Here is a 23,130-nt window from a genome sequence, read left to right as displayed (position 1 = left end):
ATCTTTTATTTTAAGCTTTTGCACTTGACACCCACACAATAAGGGCGTAATTTAGCTTTCGAATCTAAAACAAACTGAGGCTCTCCTGGTCCCCAAATATAGAAACATTCGGATGTGTGTGAGGTTTAGGTTAGAATTTTTTCTTAGAATGTTTCTTCGCCTGTCTCCCCAGACAGGCTTTTTTTTGCCTTATTATTTACTAAGCCTTTCTATTGGGTTTTTAAGGGTTAAGTGCCGTGTTAGCGTACTGATCCAGAGCATTGAAAAGCTTGAGAGGTGATAGGGTTCGCCATTTTACCTCGTTAAGCTTACCACCATAAAGCATATAATAGTTGAGGTTTACTTTATCAAACTCTTCAAGTATGTGAGGTCTGAAATTGATGCCCATAATCCAACCTTCGTCAATGTCGTTAAACCAGTCTTCGTAATAGGCATCATCGGAATAATGAAAATTAAGTACGTTCTCGCCAATAAGAATAAATTTCTGAATCCCATTTTCGAGTAAATTCTCAACAATGCTGCGTTTTAGGTGCATTATATCATTGTATAAACAATCGTTCCATTCTCCCATTAACTCGATGATGGCAAAGCCTTGTTCGTACTGTACCGATAAAATTTTGAGATAAAGGGTTTTTGAACCAAAGTTATCCCATTTGGGATGGATGTAATGGTCATAAATGGTATTTCTACAACGATAAGGGTCATATACTTCTCCAAAAAACAGCGATTTACTATCGGTATTGGATTGATAGATGTTTTCCCATCTGCTGTAAGGTTCAATGTTTTGCATGCCTATGTATTCTTATCGATTATCGCCTGTTTTCTGCAAAAGTATATTCAATATGTGGTACATAGCTGATTTATTTCATGAAAAAAAAATCTAAATACTGACAATAGTCTTGTTTTGGCATTGCTGTCCTGTCTACTTTTGGAACATAAAATCTGACAAAATGAGTGCATTAAAAAAACTTAAAGAAAGAGGTTATTTAGAGAAGCGCCGATATGAAGCGTTATTCTTTTTAGTGTTCTTTGGAGCATTTTTCGGTTACCTTGGTCATGTAATGGGGGTAACCAACATGTTAAACACTTTGATGAACACGGCACACGACCTGTTAATGAATACAGTATTCTTTATTATGGGAATTACCGTTATTACAGGAGCGTTGGGGCGTTTGATGATTGAATTTGGGGTGGTACGTTTGTTAGAGGTGTTGTTGGCACCATTGATGCGTCCATTATTTAACTTGCCTGGCGTTAGTGCCTTGGCTGGTTTAATGACTTTCTTTTCTGATAACCCAGCTATTATCAGTTTATCGAATGATAAAAACTTTAGCAGATACTTTAAAACACATGAATTAATTTCCTTGACAAACTTTGGTACTGCCTTTGGTATGGGACTAATTGTGTTGGCTTTTATGACTGGTTTGGGGTATTTCTCTGGAGCCATGATAGGTTTAGCAGGTGCTGTTATAGGTGCTGTTATTTCTACCCGATTGATGCAGCGTTTTATTAAAGGTCATATACCTGCAGATAAAGAATTTAAAGGTAATGGTGATGAAGAAAAGATTTCTTTTGAGACAAAGGGAAGTACTTTTCAACGTTTTTTAAATGCCATGTTAGACGGTGGTAAGTCAGGTGTAAATCTAGGTCTTGCCATTATACCTGGTGTATTGGTAATTAGTACCGTTGTTATGGTTATAACTTTTGAGCCAGCTGATGCAGCTATTGGTTACCAGGGCTTGGCTTACGAGGGAGTACCGATCTTACCAAAGTTAGCAGGTTCGGTTGACTGGTTGTTTAAGTTCTTATTTGGCTTTGAGCATCCTGAGTTAATAGCTTTCCCTGTTACCTCTTTAGGTGCTGTTGGTGCAGCCTTATCAATGGTAAAAGCCTTTATTGCACAAGGTATTGTTGGTGGAAACGAGATTGCGGTATTTACAGCAATGGGTATGTGCTGGAGTGGTTATTTAAGTACACACACTGCGATGCTTGATACACTTAACTTTCGTGAGTTAACATCCAAAGCTTTAATGGCTCATACAATTGGTGGTTTATTGGCTGGTATATCGGCGCATTATATTTTTGTGCTGCTCAGTTCTTTTGGAATAGTTTAATAGTTTCGAAATAATCAACAAAAAAGAGCGAATCGTATAGTGTTCGCTCTTTTTTTATGCTTGAAATATAGGGTTTATATATTAGCCAGTCGACTAAAAAAACGATCGATTAATAAGAGTGCTGCAATGCCAATGCAGGTAAAATAAACCACCGATGGCATGCTTTTAAATGCAAGAGAGATGCTTCCCATTTGTTGGTTCAATAATTTGAAATCAACTAAATCACTGTCGGCCATTAAGTTTTGCCAATAATTGATGATCACTGAAGCGTCCACTAAAAAGCTAAGCGCTAACATGGCCGAAAAACTGCCCAGTATCCACCAGCGATTGCTTTTGTTGATGATGGGTTTATAGTTTATAGCGTTGTTGGTCCATTCATTAAACACCTTATTCATTGCAGATGATTTAATGCTTGGCGGTGCTTGTTCATATTCAAAATCATTGAATATATCCCGTATGATCTGGTCGGTATCTTTTTGACTGTTCGCTTCTTTCTTCATGAGATTATATTTTGCTTTCTATTGCCACATGAAACTCTCAAGTAAATTTCATTATCCGCCTGTGTGTTAATTTGGATAACTAAGTTTACAAGGTCGTTTCATCTCACTACATCTAAATAAAAGACTCAATTTCTTTACTCAAAAGTTGCTCTAATGCTTGCTTTAATTGTTTGCGTCCACGGTGTAACTTAATTTTAATATTTGATTTTGATAGACCGGTGGATGTCACAATCTCTTCAATACTTCGTTCTTGGTAATAATACAAAATCATAATAAAGGCATCCTCTTCTTTTAGCAGTTTCAGCGCTCTTTTAAGTATTATTTTTCGTTCTTGTTGTTCTAATCGGTTAAGGTTCTCATTGAAATCAAATGGCGTACCAAGCGATTCCTTTTGTTCATCCAGACTCACTGTTTCGGTTTTTCTGCTTCTTAGTTTTGATATGGCTGTATTATAAACAATACGATACAACCATGTTGAAAAGTCAGCATTACCCTTAAACGAGTCAAGTGCTTTATAAGCTTTGAAAATGGCATCCTGGCATACTTCTTCTGCTTCTTGCTTGTTTTTAACAATGCTATTGGCCAGTGTGAAACTCATGTGTTGGTATTTGTCAATTAGTTGGGAATATGCTCCAACATCGCCTGCCTTTACCAGCTTTATTTGTTTTATGTCACTTGAATTGTCCATTCATTGAGTATGACGCCTTGTTTCTGAAATAGGTTACACAATACTTGATAATTTAATGTGATTTAGCTGAGAGTGCAAGTGTTCTAAAAATAAAGCTAATGTTTTTTGTAACCGACTGATTAATGATGACGTCCAACGAGTGAGCACTCCGGAAATGAGCTTATTAAAGAACTTATAAAATTTAAAATACAGAGATATGGATGTAGCAGTTGTAGTACCCACGGTTTTTTTTGGCAGTATTAGCGCCATTATTATTTCACTATCGTATTTTCGTCAGCGTAGAATTGAGCGCACCGCTTTAATTGCTGCTGGTAAAGATGCATCAATATTTGACGAAGGCCAGCCCAAACACTATTTGTCTTTAAAATATGGTATGTTGCTAGTGGGCTTGGCAGTTGGTATATTAATGGGCAATGTTGTTAATGTACGAACAGAAATGCCCGAGGCAATGGCATTTTTATCAATGATTTTATTATTTGGCGGATTGAGTCTGATCATTTTTTACACGATTCGTAAAAAGATGCTTAATGATGAGTAGGCTTTATTCAATAAGAGGTTTAAAAGGTCATCGAGCAGATGGCCTTTTTTAATGCAACAAAAGCAGCAAACATAGTCGCTTGCTGCTTTTGTTGTTGTTTTATCTTTATTTAAATAAACCCTCTTGTTTCACTGATGATTACCAGCAGTTCCAATATTTCATCATCGCTTAATGCTTTGCAGTTCAATATGGCATCAAAAAAGTCGATGTCTTTTTTCCCCTTTTCAAAGTAATCACGAAACTGAGCTCTCCGTTTATCTTGTTCGATGCATTCTTTTTTAGCATCACCCAAGCTTATTGCCTCTTCTTCGGCAACTACCTCTGATCTCCAATCAAGCGGAGCCTCTAATTTGATGTGAAAAGCTCTGTCGATATCTTTTGTAACTGCTTCACCAGCTCTACCCACTACTATTACGTAACCTTGCTGGGCCTCTTCGTAAATATATTTGGCTATGGTGTTTTTAATGGTGGCATCACCAGGATAGAAGTCTTCACTGAAGAATAAAGCTAAATCCTTAAAAAAACTGCTGTGTTTATAATCGCTTAATTCTTTAACCAGTGTAGATGATAACTTCAACTCTTTGGCCGATTCTTCCAGAATTTCTTTACTAATCCAACGCCACTTTTTATTTTCACCGCTGGCAGTGCTTTTAGCGCTTAATATCTCTGCAAGTTTTTGTGCTATGCGTTTACCGTGGCATCCATATTCTCTTGAAATGGTAATGACAGGTCCTGGAGTACCACTTGGTTTAAGTGGCTTCTCTTGTTTGCCCTCACGAGCACCCATGTATTTTAAAAATAGATTATCCATTGTTAAGTTTTGCTTAGAAAACAGTTTTTAAGGTACAATGTTTTCACTTGAATTAAAAAAAATAAGCTCAGTAATGAAAATAAAAAAAGGACAGATTGTATAACCTGTCCTTACCCTTAATCAGTTCGTTAACTAAATCCAAAATTTATGAAAAAAAATCTACACTACAAATGTCCGGATTTTTTTAGTGAAGAAAGCTAAAGTGGCGTTAATGCTTGTTAAAAGGACGCTTTAAAATTATAGGTATAAAAAAAGGACAGATTGTATAACCTGTCCTTACCCTTAATCAGTTCGTTAACTAAATCCAAAATCTATGAAAAAAAATCTACACTACAAATGTCCGGATTTTTTTAGTGAAGAAAACTGAAGTGGCGTTAATGCTTGTTAAAAGATGCCTTTCAAATTGTAAGCATAAAAAAAGGACAGATTGATTACCTGTCCTTACCCTTATTCAGTTCGTTAACTAAATCCAAAATCTATGAAAAAAAATCTACAGTACAAATGTCTGGATTTTTTTAGTGAAGAAAGCTAAAGTGGCGTTAATGCTTGTTAAAAGATGCCTTTCAAATTATAAGCATAAAAAAAAGGACAGATGAAAAACCTGTCCTTTTTTTATTCAGTTCGTTAACTAAATCCAAAATCTATGAAAAAAAATCTACCTTACAAATGTCCACATTTTTTTAGTGAAGAAGTGTGTTTCATCGTTAAACCATGTTAAAATGAAAGCTCCATTGGTCACAAATAGTTTACTTAACGCGGTATTCTTCTTTTTCGTAAAATCGGCAGAATTCTTTTAGTCCACAGCGTGAGCATTTGGGTTTACGAGCCAAACAAACATAACGACCGTGCAGAATAAGCCAGTGATGGGCTATGGGAAGTAGTTCTTCGGGGAAATACTTGACCAATTGTTTTTCGGTGTCAAGGGGTGTTTTGGAGTTGGTGGTGAGCCCTATGCGAGCAGCTACTCTAAAAACGTGTGTGTCAACTGCCATTGCCGGTTTTTCATATACTACAGAAGCAATTACATTGGCTGTTTTACGTCCGACGCCTGGTAGTTTTTGTAGTTCCTTAATATCATCAGGCACAATGCCTTTAAAATCTTGAGTCAACATTTTGGCCATACCCACCAAATGTTTGCTTTTATTGTTAGGATAGCTGCATGAACGTATCAATTCAAAGATATCTTCAGGACTTGCCTGAGCCATGTCCTCGGGCTGTGGATAATGCTCAAAAATGGCCGGAGTAAGTGTGTTAACCCGCTTATCGGTACATTGAGCCGATAGAATAACGGCGACTAACAATTCGTAAGGATTACCATAATGTAATTCTGTTTCAGCTACTGGCATGTGCTCCTGAAAATAGTCGATGACTTTATTATAGCGTTCTTTTTTAAGCATAGAAATTGTGTTTATGAGACTGTAAAAATAAAAGAAAAAAACCGCTCTAGGTACATAGTATTTGCCTAAAGCGGTTCTAATGCCTTTATGATTTGTTTACAAATTCATCAGCTTCAAACCAAAAAAGATAGTTCGTGGTCGGGCAGGACCATAGACATAGTTGCTGTCACGATTTTTTCCCTTGTCAAAATCATCCTGATAGGCGTTAAAGATATTTTGAACGCCACCAAAAAACTCCAGGCCAACACCTACATAACGCCAATCAAGGGCATAGCTAAGTTTGATGTTGGTTTCCATAAATGCCTGCGAGGTAATCAATTCATCATTAATAGGGTTACCTGTTGTATCGCCGGGGCCTGCACCAAAGTGTGGTACTAACATGGATCCTGTGTAAACACCCGAAAGTGCTGCGTTAAAACCCCAAACTGGATTGTAGGTTAATGTGTAATATCCGTATTGTTCAGGCGTGCGTAGATAGTCTCTGGTGCCTTCAATGCTTTCCGACCAGTTGACCACTTCGTCAAACTGACTCGACTGAATGGTGTAACCCGCTTCCAACTGCCATAGTTTATTGTAATTGGCCCTGGCTTCCATGGTAATGCCCATTACGGTGGAATTACTTCCATTACGCTTTTCTAATATCACATTGCCTTGATCATCTTCTCCATTTTCTTCTAAAATAAAAGCATCGTATAAGGTGGTGTGAAAACCTTCAAGTGTGATGCCCCAAATGTATTTTTCCGTTGGTTTGTCGTAATTGATGGATGCACTCCAGCTTTGTGAGCGCTCTTCTTCTAAATCATCAGCCAAAACGATGCGCTGAATGCCTCCTCCGGCAAAAGCAATGTGCATATCAGAGTCAAAAGCTTGCGGTGCTCTAAAACCTGTTGACCAACTACCGCGTAGCTGCATGCCGTTTTGCTTGTACAACAATGAAACGCGTGGGCTGAATATTAAGTTATCCACCATGTTATGTTTATCGCCCCGAACACCCGTTAACAAGTTCCATTGCCTGGTAATTTCCCAGTCACTTTGAATGTAAGCCCCTGTATTGTGAGTTGTTTGATCCAATAAATAGTCATAGGCTTTTATCTCATCTGTAACATCGTCGTAATTGTGTTCAGCGCCAAAGGTCATGTTGTTTTTGCCGCCAAAAAAATCGGATAGCATGTGATTCATTTGCACACCACCCATATAGGTTTCGTTTTCTGTTAATCCATATGGTGGGTTCTCCAGATGATCTTGATACTCTGGAGTATCTTTATCGGGGAGTATGCCCGTGTAGTGATCTCGATCAGTTCGCTGACCAGCCACATACACATCCAATGAGGATAAGTTATCGTTGAAAGAAAAACCGTAATCCAGGCCACCCATTATTACATTGTGGGTGCGGTCTTCGGTTTGTTCGGCCTGAAAAGCCGGCAGATCTTCGCGGTCGCCGCCACGACGGTATTCGTACATGCTTGAGAAGCTGGCTTCAATTTTATGGTTGGGCGCAGGCAATAAAAATGAAGTAAAACCAAATGAATTGTTCTTCAGCTTTGGCAACTCACTAAAGCCATCAGCATTGTGGTCGTACGACTCACGTTTGCGGTTGGTGGCGAAAAGTGTTAATCCGGCGTTTTTACGATCGGAGAGAATGCCGGCATTGGCAAATACCTGGCTGTCGTTGGCTTTTCCATTAATCACCGATTGAGTGGTAGATGCGGAAAATGTGCTAGACTCGGGCACCTTGGTAATAACATTAACGGTTCCTCCTACAGCACCGGCACCATAAAGGGCTGAACCACCACCGCGCACTACTTCAATGCGCTCAATCATGTTAGTGGGTATTTGCTCCAGACCATACAAGCCTGTTAAGGGGCTAAAAACCGGACGACTATTAATTAATATTTGTGAGTAGGCGCCTCCTAAGCCATTCATGCGCAGCTGGGTATAGTTGCAGGTTTGACAATCGGTTTCCATACGTAGCCCAGGCTGATATGCTAAGCCTTCTGATAGGGTGCCAGCTTGTAACATCTCCAGCTTTTTACCTTCCATTACATTCACCACCACAGCCGATTCTGTTTTGCGCTTAAAGGTTTTCGTTCCTGTAATCACAATGTCATCGAGCGACATCACTTGTTCAACCATTACAAAATTGATTTCCTGCGATTCACCGCTAACGATGATAACTGTTTTTTCAACTGGTTTATAACCCATTAAACTAGCCACAAGTACGTGTTCTCCTTCAGGTAGGTTGGTAAGCATGTAATGGCCCGATAAATCAGTCATGGTGCCGTGTTGTGTGCCTTTTAAATACACGCTAACAAAGGGTAAATGCTCACCTTGGGCCTGCACATCGCCAAAAATATTGGCATCAGATTTTTGTGCGTAAATAGAGCTTGTGCCGATAATGGTTAAGATAACTAGGTTTAAAATGTACTTCATTATGCTTCTTTTCTGTGATATTCGAAATTTAGTTGTTCCATTAACAACATCTCGATGATTGAAAAGTTTAGTGAGTGATGATTGTCAGTTTTGTTTAAAGCTCGAACTTCTGTGAGTTAAGTTCATTGGTGATGGATTAATGCCAAATTCAAATGAGCTTTAATTTCCACTAATGCCTCTTTTTTTAAAAGCACTACTGTAGCTATACCTCATTTTATTTGCCTTGCCGAAGAGAAAATAAAATAATTTCTGAGTAGCGATAACGTGAATTGTTACAAAGAGATTGCATTATGATTCTAATTTAAAAGTAGCGTTGCAACAACTTGTGGCGCTTTAGGGTTTGTTAAGTGATTTAAATGCTTTCTTAAGGTGTCTGCTTTGGAGTTCCGTCGTACTTTCATTGATACAGGATCGTGTCAACCTCGCTGTTAGCGAGGTTGATCCCTTGTTGACTCCTTGTTGTTCATTGGCAGGTACAATGGAATACAATAACAGATACCAAGTAGACTTGATAACTTAGTATGCCTAGAAAAGGACTTGATTTTTTTTTAAACCAGAACCAAAGCTCTTATAAAAACAGCAATAAGCTAACGGCCATAACGGCCATGCCAGCAAATAAGCCGTAAATGGATAAGTGGTGCTCACCATATTCGCGGGCTGATGGTAATAACTCATCGAGACTGATAAATACCATGATACCTGCTACGCCGGCGAAGATGATGCCAAAGGTTAAAGGTGTCATAAACGGTATAAGAATCAGATAGCCAATAAGCGCTCCCACGGGTTCGGATAAGCCCGATAAAAAGCTCAGGCGAAAAGCTTTGCGTTTACTACCTGTGGCATAATAAATAGGTACCGAAACCGCAATGCCCTCTGGTATGTTGTGGATGGCGATGGCCACGGCAATGGCAATACCCAAATTAGGATCTTGCAGGGCCGCTGTAAAAGTAGCTAAGCCTTCGGGAAAGTTATGGATGCCAATGGCGAGAGCGGTAAACATGCCCATGCGCATTAGTTTTTTGTCCTTTGCTTTGGTGGGTGCTTTGCCCATCTCTTCTACCGAGTGTAATTCGTGCGGGTTTTCGGCCGATGGAATAAACTTATCGATTAATGCAATAAACAAAACGCCACCAAAAAATGCCAATACCGTGTACCAGGTGCCAGGTGCTTCACCATAGGCTTCGACCATGGTTTCTTTGGCTTTCATAAAAATTTCAACAAAGGACACGTATATCATAACACCGGCCGAAAAACCAAGAGATAAGGCCAGAAAGCGGGTGTTGGTTCGTTTGGCAAAAAAGGCCATGGCACTGCCAATTCCGGTGCTTAATCCAGCAAATAAGGTAAGGCCAAAGGCAAATAAAACTGATTCAAATTCCATGTTACGGGGTCTAGTGCTGTGCGTTATGTGGCAGCATTCAATTACGCCACGAAGTTAATAGTATTTTACGAATGCTTGAAAGAAACTTGCAATAGCTTTTTGGTTAAGGCTTCATCAGGCTTTGGCCAGTTCCCCAAGTAGAGCAATGATTGGCGGCTTAAAAACTTTTTATCACTTACTTTCAATAGATCGAAACGCTGTTTTGAGTGGTGATTGGATATAAAGGAATTTATGAGTTAAAACGAAGTGCGTTGGCCCGTCGGAAAGCGGAGGTATTGGTAGGGGTGAAGTTCTAATTGTTTAATGATTCAGAGAAGGGGCTTGCCTTTGTGTTTGAAAAACACCTTACTTTTCTAGAATTATTTATAATTAGGACGAGCGGGTAGGCCATTCTTTCCGACTAGTTTTTTGTTTCTTTTGAAATATGCAAAAGAAAGGGAGTAAGAATGAGCCCCTGTGGCTTGTACAGTAAGAAGTACCTCGTGCCGGGCGGCATTCTCATTTTTCAAAAAACGAGAAACAAAAACTTTATTGAAAGAGGTGATTGCTGCGCACCAGAGATGGATTTATTGCGACAGGCTTAAGGCTATCGCCTTGCCATTATGCAATATCCACTCTTATCACTTACTTTCAATAGATCGAAACGCTGTTTCGAGTGGTGCATGAAAAAAACGTTGTCATTGGTTCTACGCTTCTTGACCTCAGCAATGCAATTGGGGTACCCACTTGGTGTAGCGAAGCATTTTAAGAGATTTGGTGCCGAAGCTGTTAATTCATTAAATCTCTTGCGTAGCTAATCACTAGTGGGTCAATGAGTGCTGCAGTCTTGATTCTTTTGCATCCTTTTTTCATTAAGGAGAAAGAGGATGAGCCCCTGTGGCTTGAACAGTAAGAAACATTTGTGACCGAAACACCGTTTCGAGTAGTAGATACAACACATAACGAATTGACAATTGTATATTGGAAAAACAGGAGTATGCGAAGCTTCGAATAAGCTTTGCTTACATGGTTTTTATAAACCGTACAAAAAGACTGATAAACAACTTAGAATATGGCTTTAAAAAAGTCGAAACCTAAAGCACTACATAATTATTTTTTATACATTGCATTTTTTAAATTTTAACCTATATCGAATATGAAGAAGTTTGTGCCATATGTGAATATGGAAACCGTGAAAGATAAAAACGGTAAGATTGAGAAGTTTGAAATAAGAACTGTTACTTATTTGCCAAAAGACAGTAAGATTACAACGAGCGGCGAAGGTGCTATTGCCGACAATGTGTTGTATCGCCCATTAACCATTTCTTATACCGGTACCTCTGAAGATTTTGACTATTTCGGAGCCGATTTTACCATCAACCGTAAAGACGTTGGCTTGTTGGAGCGTGGTGTTAATGTGAAAGTAAAAAGTGCTGTGGCTAGCCCAATGGCCCGTGGAGCTGAGGGTGATGCGACATTGAAAGATGGAGATGAAGAAGAGGGGACTAATGTTGATTATGAGGGTGGATTAGTATAATTTATTATGGGGTGTTTTAATGAAAAATGTATAAGGTTGATTAGAACACTCCCTTTTGTTTTAATATTCTGTTGTGTTGGAGTATATGCTCAGTCATTTGATATCGTTTATTATAATGTTCAATCTTCCTATAGTGCTAATAAAAAAGAGATTTTTGCACATGTAGCCAGAGTTTTTGATGATTTCGATCAGAATGAAATGGTTAAGTTGATCGAACAGATCGAGCCTCAAACAAAGCCGCATTACTTCCTTCAATGCGCTAAATATTTATGGATTAAAAAAAAGGTAGCTAATTGTGAATTTTATCTAGATAAGACTGTTCTATATGTTGATACAACAATTATGGAGCATGATTATATACTAGCAGATTATCATTTTTATCGTGGAAAAATAGCTGCAAGCAAATCCGATGGAGCGCAAGTTATTGATCATTTCGAATCTGCAGCAAAATGTTACAAACTGCGAAATGATCTTAATAGTTTATCATTATCGTATTTAGAAATTGCTAACTATTTTTCCAAAAGAAATAATATCCGATATGCTGATAAATATTATGATTTAGCATTGCATGCTACTTTGGGTGGTGTTGATAAGAAAATAGATCAGCTTTTTAAGTTAAATTATGCAAATCACCTTTTTAAAGAAGGTAAGTGTGATCGTGCGTTGATTCATTATAAAAGACTTGAAAATGATTCTGTTAACCAAAGTCGTTCTAGGCTTGGCATGGTAAAAAATAACATTGGCGTTATATTATTGAAACAAAACAGAAATCAGTTAGCCTATCAATACCTCTCTGATTCTTACAAGATAAAAAAGGATCTAAACGATAAGACTCAATTGTTTAATTGTTTAAATAATCTCTTTTATTTATCCAATGAGCTTGATCGAATAGATCGATCATTATTACACAAACAGGAATTAGAGAAGATATTACCTTACAGTGATGATTCAAGCTTAATTACTTCTTATGCATATAACTGTTTGATTTATGAATTAAAAGTTATTGGTAAACCTAAATTGATTAAATCACTTAGGGATTATGTTGCTCAGAAGAAATCGCTATCTGAGGCCATATTTTCTGACAAACTCATTGAAATGCAAAAGGGCTTTGAGCTTAAGGAAAAGGATAACGAAATCGCCATCCTCCAAAAAGAAGATGCCCTAAACCAGTCGCGCATCAGAAATAGAAACATACTGCTAGGTGTAATAACAGGTTTTGCGCTTGTGTTGGCCATTATTGTGTATTTTGTTATTCGTCAGCGCCGCGAGCTGAGAGCCTCGCGCCAGCGTTTATTACGTCAAAAGGAAGATATAACTGGTATGAATGATCAGTTGCGGGTATCTAACTTATCCAAGGATCGCATTTTATCGGTTATTGGTCACGATTTACGTGGGCCCGTTGGCGGCTTAAAAGAACTAATTGAGCTCTACATGGAGCTACCCGAATATGAACCCGAGGATATTGAAAACTTATTAAAAGCAGCCCGTGAATCGTCTACTAGTACCTATCACTTGTTAGAGAATTTATTGAGTTGGGCCAATTCGCAACGGGGCGATATTGTATTTAGCCCGGTGGCCACTCCTTTGGCACCTTTAATTAAGCAAAGTGTGAATTTGCTTGATAAATCGATTAATACCCGAAATGTAAAGTTCACATACGATATGCCCAAGGCCTTGGTGGTGCAGGCCGATATGAACATGCTGCGCACCGTTATTCGCAACCTGGTGTCGAATGCCCTTAAATACTCACCGGAAAATGGCAGCATTAATATTGTTGTGAGCGAAGTTAATGGAGGCGTGCAAATGAGCATCTGCGACCAGGGACGTGGTATGACAGCTGAAGAAACACAGCGCATTTTCAGTAAAAAGGAACAGTATTTTATTGGCTCCGATATGAGTGCCAAAGGAACTGGTTTGGGGCTTATTCTTTGTAAAGAGTTTGTTGAGCGCCACCATGGTCGTATCTGGATTGACTCGGAGCAAGGCCAGGGAACCAATGTGTGCTTTACAATTCCTCAAAAAAGTGTAGTGAATGCTCCCACGGTTTCGGTGCCAGCTTCAGTTGTGCAGTAGTACCGTTTAAACTTCCTAAGCATATTTGAGATACTAAGGAAGAGCAATCCTAAAGAAGTGTGGAAGTTTGATGCTAAGGAAGTTTGATGCATTTTTGTGTTCAATAACACTTCTGAAATGCAAAATATTATTGCTATTTTGAAGCGCATTTGCAGTCATTTAAAACAACGAGTATGCGCTCATGGCTATTTACACTTCTATTGTTTTGTTTCTCGTACCAAATTTCTGATGCACTAGAGGTTGATTCCTTGAGTTTGGATTATCTAAAGGCTAAAGACGAAGCGCTCAGTATTATTAAAGAACAGGCGGATAGTGTTGTTTTTGAACAGCAGGTAGCTCATTTTTTATTAGTAAGTGAACGTTTTGACGATGTTAAGCAGGCTGCTCTCTATATTCAAATGGCTAAAAAATACCTCAAAAGAGGAGCTGTTATTGATTCATTATTAAATGAATCGGAGGCTAAGTTAAGAAATAGTAAATGTGATAGAGGATTGGGTGAAGCATTGTTTTACGTTGGTGTGCGTGCTATGCAAGCCGAAAAGGTAGATGTGATGCATGATGCTTTTCAGGAGGCTGCCAGCTCTTTTCGTCAGGCCAACTATCTACTGGGAGAACTATTTGCTTATAGTCGCTTGGCTAACTTTTATGCCAGGTCAGATAATTTTGAATTAGCAGAACGATTTAATAATCAAGTGTTGGCTTTAATTGAGGATACAGATGATACCAATTTGCAAGAAATGGTTTATTTGAATGTTGCTAATTTTTATATGGAGCAGGTGCAATTAGATGATGCCATAAAGTACTATAACTTGCTAGAGGAGAGTATTGCTGCATCGGGCAATAAAAAGCGATTGAAGCCTTTGTATAATAATTTAGGTACACTCTATTATCACAAGCGAGAGTGGGAAAAAGCCAAAGAATACCTCACTAAATCTATTGCGATAAAACGGGACCAAAAGGATTCATTGGGTCTGTTTGGAAGTTATCAAAACCTGTTTCGCATAAGCTTAAAAACCAAACACAAAACGGATGCTACTTACTACTTTGAGCAGCTAAGTGATCTGGATTCTAAAATAGATTTACCTGCCGAGCATCGTAATGCTTTCAACTTTAATAAGGTAGAGTACCGTATTTTGAATGATAAACCAGAACAAGCAATTCGTGATTTTTACCATTTTAGTTCAGTAAAAGATTCATTGTATAATGCTGTTTTCTCTGATAAGTTAATTGCCTTGGAAGAGACCTTCGAAATAGAAAAGCGCGATCAGGAAATAGTTGTGCTTCAAAAGGAGGATGCCTTACAAAAGGCAAAAGTGAGGAACCTACAGATAAGCATTATTCTGGTTATCATTTTTATTGTTGTTCTTTTAATCAATGGCTTTTATATGAAACGTCAGTGGCAACAATTGATAAAAGCAGATGAGTTGTTGCAGTTAAAACAAGATGAGGTACTTACTGTTAATAAACGGCTTGAGGCATCCAATCAATCAAAAGATCGTATTTTATCGGTAATAGGGCACGATTTGCGAGGACCATTGGGTGGTTTAAAGGAGTTGGTAGAATTGTATATGGAGCTTCCGGAATTGGAGCCTGATGATATTACCAACTTATTGAAGAATGCTAGGGCTTCGTCGACCAGTGCTTATTACTTGCTGGAGAATTTATTAACATGGGCTAATTCTCAGCGAGAGGGAATTAGGTTTAACCCCATACTGATGCCTATTGTACCCATTGTGCAAAAGGTAATTAACATTCTGGATCAGTCCATTAATAACCGTCACATTAAGTTTGTTGTTGCCATAGATTCTTCCTTGTCCTTACGTATAGATATTCAGATGTTTCGTGCTGTCATTCGTAATTTGGTTTCAAATGCCATTAAGCACTCTCCCGACGGCGGACAAATTACCGTTAGTGCCCGTTCTAATGAGTTGAGTACTGTGTTTACTGTTCAAGATCAGGGGCAGGGTATTGTAAGCGATGAGGTCAATCATATTTTTGATAAAAAGGAGGCTTACTATATTGGTTCTGATATGTCGGCGAAAGGAAGTGGTCTGGGCCTTATCTTGTGCAAGGAATTTGTAGAGCGCCACGGAGGAGCCATTTGGGTTAGCCCGGATAAGGAGCAAGGAGCAGAAATTTGTTTTTCAATGCCCACACAACCAGTAGTTAGTGTTGATAAAAAACAGTTAAAGAAAGAGCTTCAGGAGCAGTGAGCTTAGATGTGGAGTGGTTTCAAAAGGATTAAGATAACGAAATTTCCTTAGCATCTTTGTGATGCTAAGGAAGTGCACTTGTGTTTTACCACAATAATTTCTTTTCGCCATCTAGTCCGGCGCGGTAATATTTTCCATCTTCAATAAATAGTAATTCACCCTTTTCGCCTCTTTTAATGGAGGTGTCAGCAGCTAGTATGCGTTGATTAAATAAGGCTTCAACACGTTCCATAGAGGTATGGCCTACTATAATTTGCTTGGCATCAAAATGGTGTAAAATTGAATCGATGCTGGCATTGCTAAGTAAGCTGTCCTTAAAATAGCCACGATACCAAATAGGTCCTTGCGAGCGGGCATAAAGCGATAGCTCTTTGCTGGCACGAATGCTGTCTCTGTTGTTATCAAGTATGCTTTGGGCAAAGGTGTGGTTTATATCATCCATGCTAATGTTGTTCTGCACCATGGCCATGGATAGTCCAGCGTGGTTAAACAGGATGTTGTTTATGCGAATGACTACAGGGCAGGCTCTTAGCCACTGGCCCATGAGCGTTTGTTTGCCAAATAATTGCGCATAATTTAAACCTGTAAGTTCTTCACTGGTTTTGTATTTCTCATGTATGTAGCGCAAATCGGCATTTAATACCATAACATCGTGATTACCTAATAAATAATGCACACGCCCTTCTTGAGTAGCAGCCTGTTCAGTTAGTTTTAGTATGTGCCAAAGGGTTTCACTTACTTTTGCACCACGGTCAAAGGCATCACCAATAATTACCAGATGACCGTTGTTATAGCTCCAGTTACCTGCTTCATCAATTACCTTGTTGGCCTTTAATAGCTCAATAAAAAGATCGTACTGGCCGTGAATGTCGCTTAAAACTACCAAGTTGTTAACGCCCTCGAAACTGGTGGGGATGTTTTGTAGGTGCTGTTTTAATTGAGCTACCTTGAATTTGTAATCTGGCTCGTTGATGTGTATGTACTGATTCTGATCCACCGTTTGTTGATGCAGTGAATCATTACTGATCCATTTGATATCAACTGATTCATCGTTAAAAAACACATAAGGCCCATCACTGATGCCATCTGTTTCGGCAAGTTCAATAGTTGTAGTGGGTGTTATAAGGTTTGGGCCATATTTAATGACTGCTATAATCGCCAGTGCGGCGAATAATATCAGTAAGGATCTTTTGAATGTTTTGCTCATGGTTATTGTTTTTTTGACAAATGTAGGATTAAAATAGAATATGCCGACGAAGAGGGTCACACACCTGCTTCATCGGCATACTCATGGTAATCACTAAAATTACACACTTAAACCTAGTTTAATTATTCTCCTTCAACATAATCGGCATAACCTGGGTTTTGCTGATCACGCATGTTAGGGTTCGCTTCCATTTCATTCATCGGAATTGGATATACAACCTGCGCTTGCGTGTAATCAATGTGCGCAACATCGTTACTTACGTTGCCTTCTGGTTCGCGGTCAAATGGTATGGCACGACGGAAATGATCCCAAAAAGTATGGCCTTCAAGTACCAATTCTTTTCGACGTTCTAAAAGAACATCAGTAACAATTAAGTCGCCTGTGGCAGGTGCAGCGTAGGCCATGTTGGTGCGCGCTTCATAAACATGGTTCATGTATTCTGCAGCTTTTGTCAGGTTTGTGCCTTGCTCAGCATAGGCTTCAGCAAGTGTAAGGTATACTTCTGGCAAACGCACCATGTAAATGTTATGCACCGAGTGGTTACCATCGCCAATGTACTTTCGAATACCAGTATCATCGCCTAATTCATTATCACAAATAAGGTACTGGCGAACATCGCCTACCACTTCGTTTAATACTGCTCGCAAGTATACATTACCACCATAACCGGCATAACCAATGGCATCATCGGCAATACTACCATCGTTAGGATCGCCAGGTATATCAACCGTTGGGTTGCGTGTCAGGTGGTTTAATGAGTTGGAGCCAAGGTTATCAGCCAGTGAATATTGTAGCTCCCAAATGTTCTCACTGCTGTAGGCCTTGAAGTAATTACTTGTGTAGGCGTCGTAGCTAATCATTGAGCTCGTACCTAGTGCTTTCTCTCCGGCAACTATTACTTGATCCCACTGTCCTAAATACAAGTGTGCACGAGCAAGTAAAGCATTAACCGCTTGATAAGAAATTGTACCGTTGCTAGCCGGCATGCCGTTTAAAAGCGAAGCTGCTTCTTCAAAGTCGGCTACTATCTGATCGTAGCAAAGTGTTGCTTCACTTCTTTTTGGGCCTTCTAAAGAGGCGTTGTTATGATCCTCTTGTGATAATAAAAGCGGCACACCCCATTTGTACTGATCGTTATAATTAGCACCTCCTGGCACTGAAAAGGTAGGAGGGTAGGCAAACAAACGCATCAGGTCGAAGTAGGCCAGGGTACGTATGGCCAAAGCTTCCCCTTTTAAACGTTTAATATCATCAGCTTCCCCTTTTATTATTTCAATGTTAGCTAACATGTTGTTACATAGGAATACCACACTGTAAATTTGCTCCCAGGCATTGTTGGCATAAGCATCTAAGGTCGATGATTCGCGGTAGCCATTTTCTTCCTGAAAGCGATTGCCTGTGTCTTCAACATAGAAATCGGGTCCTTTAGAGCCTTCAAAAGCAAATACCAAACGACCGTAGTAGTCGGCACTGGTTAAGCTGTTGTAGATGCCATTTAAGGCCTGTTGTGCTCCCTCTGTATCGGTGAACATCTCATAATCAGGGATGGATGTGAAGGGTTTCTTCTCCAGTACATCGTCGCAGCCTACTAAGAGTGCTACTAAGAGTGTTATTATTAATAATTTATTTTTCATTTCTCTGTTTGTTAAAAGTTAAGCTTTAAACCAAAAGTATATGTCGTTGCTGTAGGATACTGATCAGGGTTTCGATAACCACTCAACGATATTTCAGGATCAAAACCGTCTAACTCGGTTACAACCCATAAGTTTTCGGCCTGAGCAAAAATACTGGCGCTACGTAACTTTAATTTATTGGTAATCGATGACGGGATGGTGTATTGTAGCTTGATGTTCTTCAACTTAATGTAATCGCCTTTATACAAGTAGCGCGATGAACGATAGCGGTTCCATGTGCCCGATGAGTTTACACGTATAGGGTTGGTGCCACTCATGTTATCAGGTGTCCAGCGGTCTAACTGACTGCGTTCAATGCCTCGGTAATCACGGTAACCATCATTTTTAGTTGCTGTTCTACCTGTGTAATCCATTACATGATGTCCCATTCCGTAAGTAAATAAGAAACTCAAATCTAAGCCTTTCCAAGTGAAGTTACTTGAGATACCACCTGTTACTTTCGGTAATGCTTTACCCAGTACGCGACGTTCGGCATCGTCAAATTCTTTCACAATAATTTCCTCGTCTGTTTCTTCGTCTCTGCCATACCATTGCTGTTCTCCTGTTTCAGAATCAATGCCGGCCCACTCAGGCATGTACCATGTGTAATAGCTTTCGCCGTTACGCTTAATTTGTGTGCTGCTGATGATGTCGTTATCTAAATCCGAAAATTCATTCTTAAGGGTTGCAGCATTAACATTCAGGTTCCAATTGAAACTTGAAGTGCGAATGATGTCTGCGTTGAAATCGATTTCAACACCTTGGTTGCTTAAACTGGCATTTGAATTAACCAGCATAGAAGTAAAACCTGTAGTACCTGATATCGGAAGATCTTGAAGTAGGTTTTTAGTCACTCGGTTATAATATTCAATGTTCAAATTGAAGCGGTTGAACCAACGTGATTCAAAACCAATGTTATACACTTCGTTTTCTTCCCATGTTAAATCTTCATTGGCAATGCTCGGAGGTACAGCACCTGGTGTTTCCATGTAATCGGCACCAAATGAGTAACGCGACTGCCATGCATATAATTCAGACGGCAATGTTCCGTTGGTACCAATACTTGCTTTAAGCTTCAGGTTATCAAGCACAGTAAGATTACTCAAAAATGCTTCTTCTGATACACGCCATGCTCCAGATAATGACCAGAAACTACCGCGCCTGTTATCCGGTGAAAAGCGCGAAGACTCATCGACACGATAGGTGGCTGATGCGTAATAGCGATCGTTGTAAACATAGTTGGCTGCCGAAAGGATTGAAAACATACCATATTCGGTACCTGAACCACTTACACTTTCGGGTGTTGCAGCGGCACTTAAATAAGGTGTTTTGTTGGTGGGGAAGTTAACGCCTGAAGCACCAATGTATTGGTAGTTAACATCTTCAACTTCTGTGCCAACATACCCATTAATACTATGTAGATCATTAAACTTCTTGTTGAAATTTAGCAGTGTGGTATTGCTAATTTTACGTCGGCGTGCATCACGTTCATATAGTGAACCATTATCCGATAAGCCATCACCAAAGTCTTTGTTATACCAATTGCGTTGACGCGCATGGGTGTAATCAAGGTTGGTTCTGCTGTTAAGATTCAGGTAGTCGGTGAAATTTACTTGCAACCAACCAGATGTTATGATTTTCGTTTGTGGTCTTAGGTAGTAGTTTTCCTTGGATACAGCCACTGGATTTTGATTATTGTTAACACCTTTAGGTAAATTCAGGTTGTAGGAACCATCCTCCAGGTAAACCGGAGCAACAGGTGCAATAGCCAAAGCAGTGTATTGAGGCATGGCATATCCATATGCATTTGATCGTGGCCCCTGCTGGTCGCTATACGACATCATGTTATTAATCCCCCAATGGATGAGTGCACCTTTGGCTTTAGATGAGATGTTGGTACGCAAGGAGTAACGTTCTAAACCACTACCAATGATAATACCTTCCTGGTTAAAGTATTCCAAAGACGTATAGTAATTAAAGTGACTATTTCCTCCGTTCGTTGATACGTTAAACTTCTGAAAGGGTGCAATACGGGTAATTTCATCGTACCAATTAGTGTCCGCTAGTTTATCAAAGTCTTCACCAGGGTTACCATCGGCGTCAAAAAAGTTGTCGTAAAAGTCATCATTATTAGGGCTGTAAATCTTAAAGTGGCTGTTGAACTGCTGCTTGGCATAGGTTTGCCAGTCGTAGTAGTTTCTGCCACTCACCAGGTAATCTTCTTTATCGGCATACAATTCTTTTATCTCACTAAAAAAGTCATCATAACCTGTTTTACGTCGTACCTGATAGTGCATTTCACCTTCCAACCATAATTCCATGAACTCATCTTTATTGGTTAAGTCAGGCTTGCTGGCATCAAAAATTTCTGACATTCCCATTTGGAAGTCAACACTGTATTGGGGCTTGTCTGTCTCGCGTCCCTGCTTTGTGGTAATCACAATTACACCATTGGCTCCACGTGAACCGTATAATGAAGCTGAGGCTGCATCTTTAAGTACCGTTAATGACTTAATATCCGATGGATTAATAGAGTTGAGTGGGTTGGTGGCATATTGCGAACTACTAGTCATGTTGGAGATGTCCATAATGACACCGTCTATCACATAAAGAGGAGCATTGGATGCATTCATTGAGCTGATACCTCTTAGACGCACACTATTCATGGCACCTGGTTGTCCTGTACCTGTAACAATCGTACCTGGTGAATTACCTCTTAGTACATCCTGAAAGGAAGCTACCGGGCGTTCTTCTATCTTTTTAGAGCTTACCACAGATGCAGAACCGGTATAGGCTTCTTTACTGACGGTCCCATAGCCTGTTACTACCACTTCTTCAATACCGATGGCTTCTTCGAGCAAAGTAATGTTTATTTGCGAGCGGCCTGCTACCTGAACCTCTTGATCATCGAATCCTATAAACGAGAATATAATGGATACATCGGCATTATCTATTGTGATGGTGTAATTGCCATCAATGCCTGTTATTACTCCATTTTGAGGATTAGCTTTATCGTATACATTAACACCTGGCAAAGGTTCGCCATTGGCATCAGTGACAATACCATTAACGGAGTGCTGCTCTTGCGCTACCGTATTTTCTAGTGGCCTTTGTACTTTGGTTATCACCACATTGTTTTCAATAATGGTAAACGTGTAGTCTGCCTCGTCTAATAAAGTGCTTAAAACCTCATGCACTTCTTCGTTTTGTGCATTAATAGAGTAGGTTTGGCCTTGATCTATTTGGTCGTTTTTATATAAAAAACCCAAATCGGTGTTGGCCTCTATCTCTTTAAAAATTTCGAGTAGTGTGGCATTTTTTACCGTTAGAGTCAGTTTTTTATTCTGACTCAGGCCGGCTGCAGACACTGATAATCCGCACACTACCATTAATACAAGCACCATTTTCATAATTCGTAGAATTTTCCCAATGCCTAGGTGTTTCCACCAGGGCCTAGTTTGCTTTTTTTTCATAAATTTGTTCTGTTATTATTAAACATTATGAAACTGCGTCAACAGTTTCATGAAAATTTAGCAGCAGCCGCTTCGACCTGGTTGCTGCTTTTTTTATTTTATCATTATTTCAATGCTATTTTTGGTTTCTTTCATGCTGTACTGTATCCCGGCCGAGTAGGAGATGATGTCCATTACCTTTTCAATACTTGTTCTTTTTTGAATAACACCTGTGAAACGCTCATTGCCCAATTGTGTATTTTCGAACTGTATATTTACTCCGTAGTAATTTTCCAGATCCTTCGCGATGTCTTTCAGTGTTTTATCAATGAATTCAAATTTGTCTTTTTTCCAGCTTCCTACATACGTTGTGTCAACTGCGGCAATAACATACTTTCCATTGGTTTTGGTGTATGTTATTTTTTCTCCTGGCGATAGGGTTTCGTGTATTTTATGATTGCTAACTTCAATTTCTCCTTCTACTAAAGTAGCCGTTATTTGTGCATCATTCGGATAACTTTTAACGGTAAAGCGCGTGCCCAGATCTCTTATTTTAAGGTCTTCTGTATTTACTGTAAACTGACGCTTTTCGTTATGGATGATGTCAAATAAAGCTTCTCCGACTAATTGAATTTCAATGTGTTTGTTGCTTTGTTCTTGAATATTTATTGATGAATTAGAATTTAGCCATATTTGAGAGCCATCGGCTAGCTTTATTGAGTTGTTGCTCCCAGTGCCCGATTCAAAATAAGTGACGGTCATGCTTGTTGGTTTTTCCGTATGATTGACCCATAAACCGTATGCCACACTCAGCATGATGACTACCATGGCTGCATATTTGCTAAAGCTTCCTAGCCAATTGTTTTTTACATTAATGCTTTGATAGTTCTTTTTAAATTGCTGGTACTTTATATTTACCTCAGGTTCGGATAATGTATTTTCTGCTGCCGACAATGACCACAACTTTTTTAACTCTTGATATTGAGCTAGTAATTGGGGCGATTGTAATACATCTTTCATCAGCTTATGATGCTTCTTAGTTGGAAACTGATTGGTAACCAATTGCCAAATAGTAGTTTTGTCCATGGTATTTCTCTTCTTCTGGTATTAAGACAGGTAGATCTTATCGACCCCTAT

Annotated in this window: 16 protein-coding genes; 5 read left to right on the top strand and 11 right to left on the bottom strand. The window is 39.3% G+C overall.

The window, feature by feature from the left end; all coding sequences use genetic code 11:
* Positions 1 to 220 precede the first annotated feature (220 nt).
* On the bottom strand, positions 221 to 790 hold the full coding sequence (locus tag FNN09_RS05860) for a hypothetical protein (RefSeq protein ID WP_143300563.1): 570 nt from the start codon (positions 788 to 790) through the stop codon (positions 221 to 223).
* A 160-nt stretch (positions 791 to 950) separates the two neighbouring features.
* Here FNN09_RS05860 and FNN09_RS05855 point away from each other — a divergent pair, with 160 nt between their 5' ends.
* Positions 951 to 2,114 carry a hypothetical protein gene (locus FNN09_RS05855; RefSeq protein WP_143300562.1) on the top strand — a complete coding sequence of 388 codons (1,164 nt, stop codon included), beginning with the start codon at positions 951 to 953 and terminating at the stop codon, positions 2,112 to 2,114.
* A gap of 74 nt (positions 2,115 to 2,188) precedes the next feature.
* Here the strand turns inward: FNN09_RS05855 and FNN09_RS05850 are convergent, their stop codons facing one another.
* Entirely contained in the window at positions 2,189 to 2,614 is a 426-nt protein-coding gene (locus FNN09_RS05850; RefSeq protein ID WP_143300561.1) for a hypothetical protein, read from the bottom strand.
* Between the two features lie 112 nt (positions 2,615 to 2,726).
* Positions 2,727 to 3,302 carry an RNA polymerase sigma factor gene (locus FNN09_RS05845; RefSeq protein ID WP_143300560.1) on the bottom strand — a complete coding sequence of 192 codons (576 nt, stop codon included), beginning with the start codon at positions 3,300 to 3,302 and terminating at the stop codon, positions 2,727 to 2,729.
* Positions 3,303 to 3,498: 196 nt separating this feature from the next.
* On the opposite strand from FNN09_RS05845, the gene FNN09_RS05840 reads away from it, so the two are divergent.
* A complete protein-coding gene (locus tag FNN09_RS05840) occupies positions 3,499 to 3,840 on the top strand; it encodes a DUF6249 domain-containing protein (protein WP_143300559.1) in 342 nt (113 codons plus the stop codon).
* Positions 3,841 to 3,949: 109 nt separating this feature from the next.
* Here FNN09_RS05840 and FNN09_RS05835 read toward each other — a convergent pair whose 3' ends face one another.
* The 4 genes from FNN09_RS05835 to zupT all read right to left on the bottom strand — a co-directional run bounded on the left by FNN09_RS05835 (position 3,950) and on the right by zupT (position 9,859).
* The gene (locus FNN09_RS05835; RefSeq protein ID WP_143300558.1) at positions 3,950 to 4,651 is read right to left on the bottom strand and encodes an AAA family ATPase; all 702 of its coding nucleotides are present in this window, start codon (positions 4,649 to 4,651) and stop codon (positions 3,950 to 3,952) included.
* A gap of 746 nt (positions 4,652 to 5,397) precedes the next feature.
* Positions 5,398 to 6,048, bottom strand: a complete 651-nt coding sequence (gene nth, locus FNN09_RS05830; RefSeq protein WP_143300557.1) for an endonuclease III — start codon at positions 6,046 to 6,048, stop codon at positions 5,398 to 5,400.
* Between the two features lie 96 nt (positions 6,049 to 6,144).
* A complete protein-coding gene (locus tag FNN09_RS05825) occupies positions 6,145 to 8,478 on the bottom strand; it encodes a TonB-dependent receptor (protein WP_143300556.1) in 2,334 nt (777 codons plus the stop codon).
* A 568-nt stretch (positions 8,479 to 9,046) separates the two neighbouring features.
* On the bottom strand, positions 9,047 to 9,859 hold the full coding sequence (gene zupT / locus FNN09_RS05820) for a zinc transporter ZupT (protein ID WP_143300555.1): 813 nt from the start codon (positions 9,857 to 9,859) through the stop codon (positions 9,047 to 9,049).
* 1,135 nt (positions 9,860 to 10,994) lie between these two features.
* Between zupT and FNN09_RS05815 the strand changes: the two genes are divergently transcribed.
* From FNN09_RS05815 to FNN09_RS05805, 3 genes are all read left to right on the top strand, one after another.
* Complete coding sequence (locus FNN09_RS05815) at positions 10,995 to 11,375, top strand: hypothetical protein (RefSeq protein WP_143300554.1); 381 nt, start codon at positions 10,995 to 10,997, stop codon at positions 11,373 to 11,375.
* A gap of 36 nt (positions 11,376 to 11,411) precedes the next feature.
* Positions 11,412 to 13,448 carry a sensor histidine kinase KdpD gene (locus tag FNN09_RS05810; protein WP_185968891.1) on the top strand — a complete coding sequence of 679 codons (2,037 nt, stop codon included), beginning with the start codon at positions 11,412 to 11,414 and terminating at the stop codon, positions 13,446 to 13,448.
* 173 nt (positions 13,449 to 13,621) lie between these two features.
* Positions 13,622 to 15,661 carry an ATP-binding protein gene (locus tag FNN09_RS05805; protein ID WP_143300552.1) on the top strand — a complete coding sequence of 680 codons (2,040 nt, stop codon included), beginning with the start codon at positions 13,622 to 13,624 and terminating at the stop codon, positions 15,659 to 15,661.
* A gap of 85 nt (positions 15,662 to 15,746) precedes the next feature.
* Here the strand turns inward: FNN09_RS05805 and FNN09_RS05800 are convergent, their stop codons facing one another.
* The 4 genes from FNN09_RS05800 to FNN09_RS05785 all read right to left on the bottom strand — a co-directional run bounded on the left by FNN09_RS05800 (position 15,747) and on the right by FNN09_RS05785 (position 23,079).
* The gene (locus FNN09_RS05800) at positions 15,747 to 16,868 is read right to left on the bottom strand and encodes a metallophosphoesterase (RefSeq protein WP_143300551.1); all 1,122 of its coding nucleotides are present in this window, start codon (positions 16,866 to 16,868) and stop codon (positions 15,747 to 15,749) included.
* A gap of 122 nt (positions 16,869 to 16,990) precedes the next feature.
* The gene (locus FNN09_RS05795) at positions 16,991 to 18,502 is read right to left on the bottom strand and encodes a RagB/SusD family nutrient uptake outer membrane protein (RefSeq protein WP_143300550.1); all 1,512 of its coding nucleotides are present in this window, start codon (positions 18,500 to 18,502) and stop codon (positions 16,991 to 16,993) included.
* 11 nt (positions 18,503 to 18,513) lie between these two features.
* Positions 18,514 to 22,014 carry a TonB-dependent receptor gene (locus FNN09_RS05790; protein ID WP_143300549.1) on the bottom strand — a complete coding sequence of 1,167 codons (3,501 nt, stop codon included), beginning with the start codon at positions 22,012 to 22,014 and terminating at the stop codon, positions 18,514 to 18,516.
* 93 nt (positions 22,015 to 22,107) lie between these two features.
* Positions 22,108 to 23,079, bottom strand: a complete 972-nt coding sequence (locus FNN09_RS05785; RefSeq protein ID WP_143300548.1) for a FecR family protein — start codon at positions 23,077 to 23,079, stop codon at positions 22,108 to 22,110.
* Positions 23,080 to 23,130: the final 51 nt, after the last annotated feature.

It is taken from the genome of Carboxylicivirga sp. M1479, from assembly GCF_007097485.1.
Taxonomy (GTDB): Bacteria; Bacteroidota; Bacteroidia; order Bacteroidales; family Marinilabiliaceae; genus Carboxylicivirga.
The sequence above is the reverse complement of the archived record's forward strand: the minus strand, read 5'-3'. Positions and strand labels throughout refer to the sequence as shown.

Excerpts from the sequence above, each read along its gene's own strand:
- FNN09_RS05800 (WP_143300551.1), bottom strand. The coding sequence starts at position 16,868 with ATGAGCAAAACATTCAAAAGATCCTTACTGATATTATTCGCCGCACTG.
- FNN09_RS05840 (WP_143300559.1), top strand. The coding sequence starts at position 3,499 with ATGGATGTAGCAGTTGTAGTACCCACGGTTTTTTTTGGCAGTATTAGC.
- FNN09_RS05835 (WP_143300558.1), bottom strand. The coding sequence starts at position 4,651 with ATGGATAATCTATTTTTAAAATACATGGGTGCTCGTGAGGGCAAACAA.
- FNN09_RS05825 (WP_143300556.1), bottom strand. The coding sequence starts at position 8,478 with ATGAAGTACATTTTAAACCTAGTTATCTTAACCATTATCGGCACAAGC.
- FNN09_RS05790 (WP_143300549.1), bottom strand. The coding sequence starts at position 22,014 with ATGAAAAAAAAGCAAACTAGGCCCTGGTGGAAACACCTAGGCATTGGG.
- FNN09_RS05850 (WP_143300561.1), bottom strand. The coding sequence starts at position 2,614 with ATGAAGAAAGAAGCGAACAGTCAAAAAGATACCGACCAGATCATACGG.
- nth (WP_143300557.1), bottom strand. The coding sequence starts at position 6,048 with ATGCTTAAAAAAGAACGCTATAATAAAGTCATCGACTATTTTCAGGAG.
- FNN09_RS05805 (WP_143300552.1), top strand. The coding sequence starts at position 13,622 with ATGCGCTCATGGCTATTTACACTTCTATTGTTTTGTTTCTCGTACCAA.
- FNN09_RS05815 (WP_143300554.1), top strand. The coding sequence starts at position 10,995 with ATGAAGAAGTTTGTGCCATATGTGAATATGGAAACCGTGAAAGATAAA.
- zupT (WP_143300555.1), bottom strand. The coding sequence starts at position 9,859 with ATGGAATTTGAATCAGTTTTATTTGCCTTTGGCCTTACCTTATTTGCT.
- FNN09_RS05860 (WP_143300563.1), bottom strand. The coding sequence starts at position 790 with ATGCAAAACATTGAACCTTACAGCAGATGGGAAAACATCTATCAATCC.
- FNN09_RS05855 (WP_143300562.1), top strand. The coding sequence starts at position 951 with ATGAGTGCATTAAAAAAACTTAAAGAAAGAGGTTATTTAGAGAAGCGC.
- FNN09_RS05795 (WP_143300550.1), bottom strand. The coding sequence starts at position 18,502 with ATGAAAAATAAATTATTAATAATAACACTCTTAGTAGCACTCTTAGTA.
- FNN09_RS05845 (WP_143300560.1), bottom strand. The coding sequence starts at position 3,302 with ATGGACAATTCAAGTGACATAAAACAAATAAAGCTGGTAAAGGCAGGC.
- FNN09_RS05785 (WP_143300548.1), bottom strand. The coding sequence starts at position 23,079 with ATGGACAAAACTACTATTTGGCAATTGGTTACCAATCAGTTTCCAACT.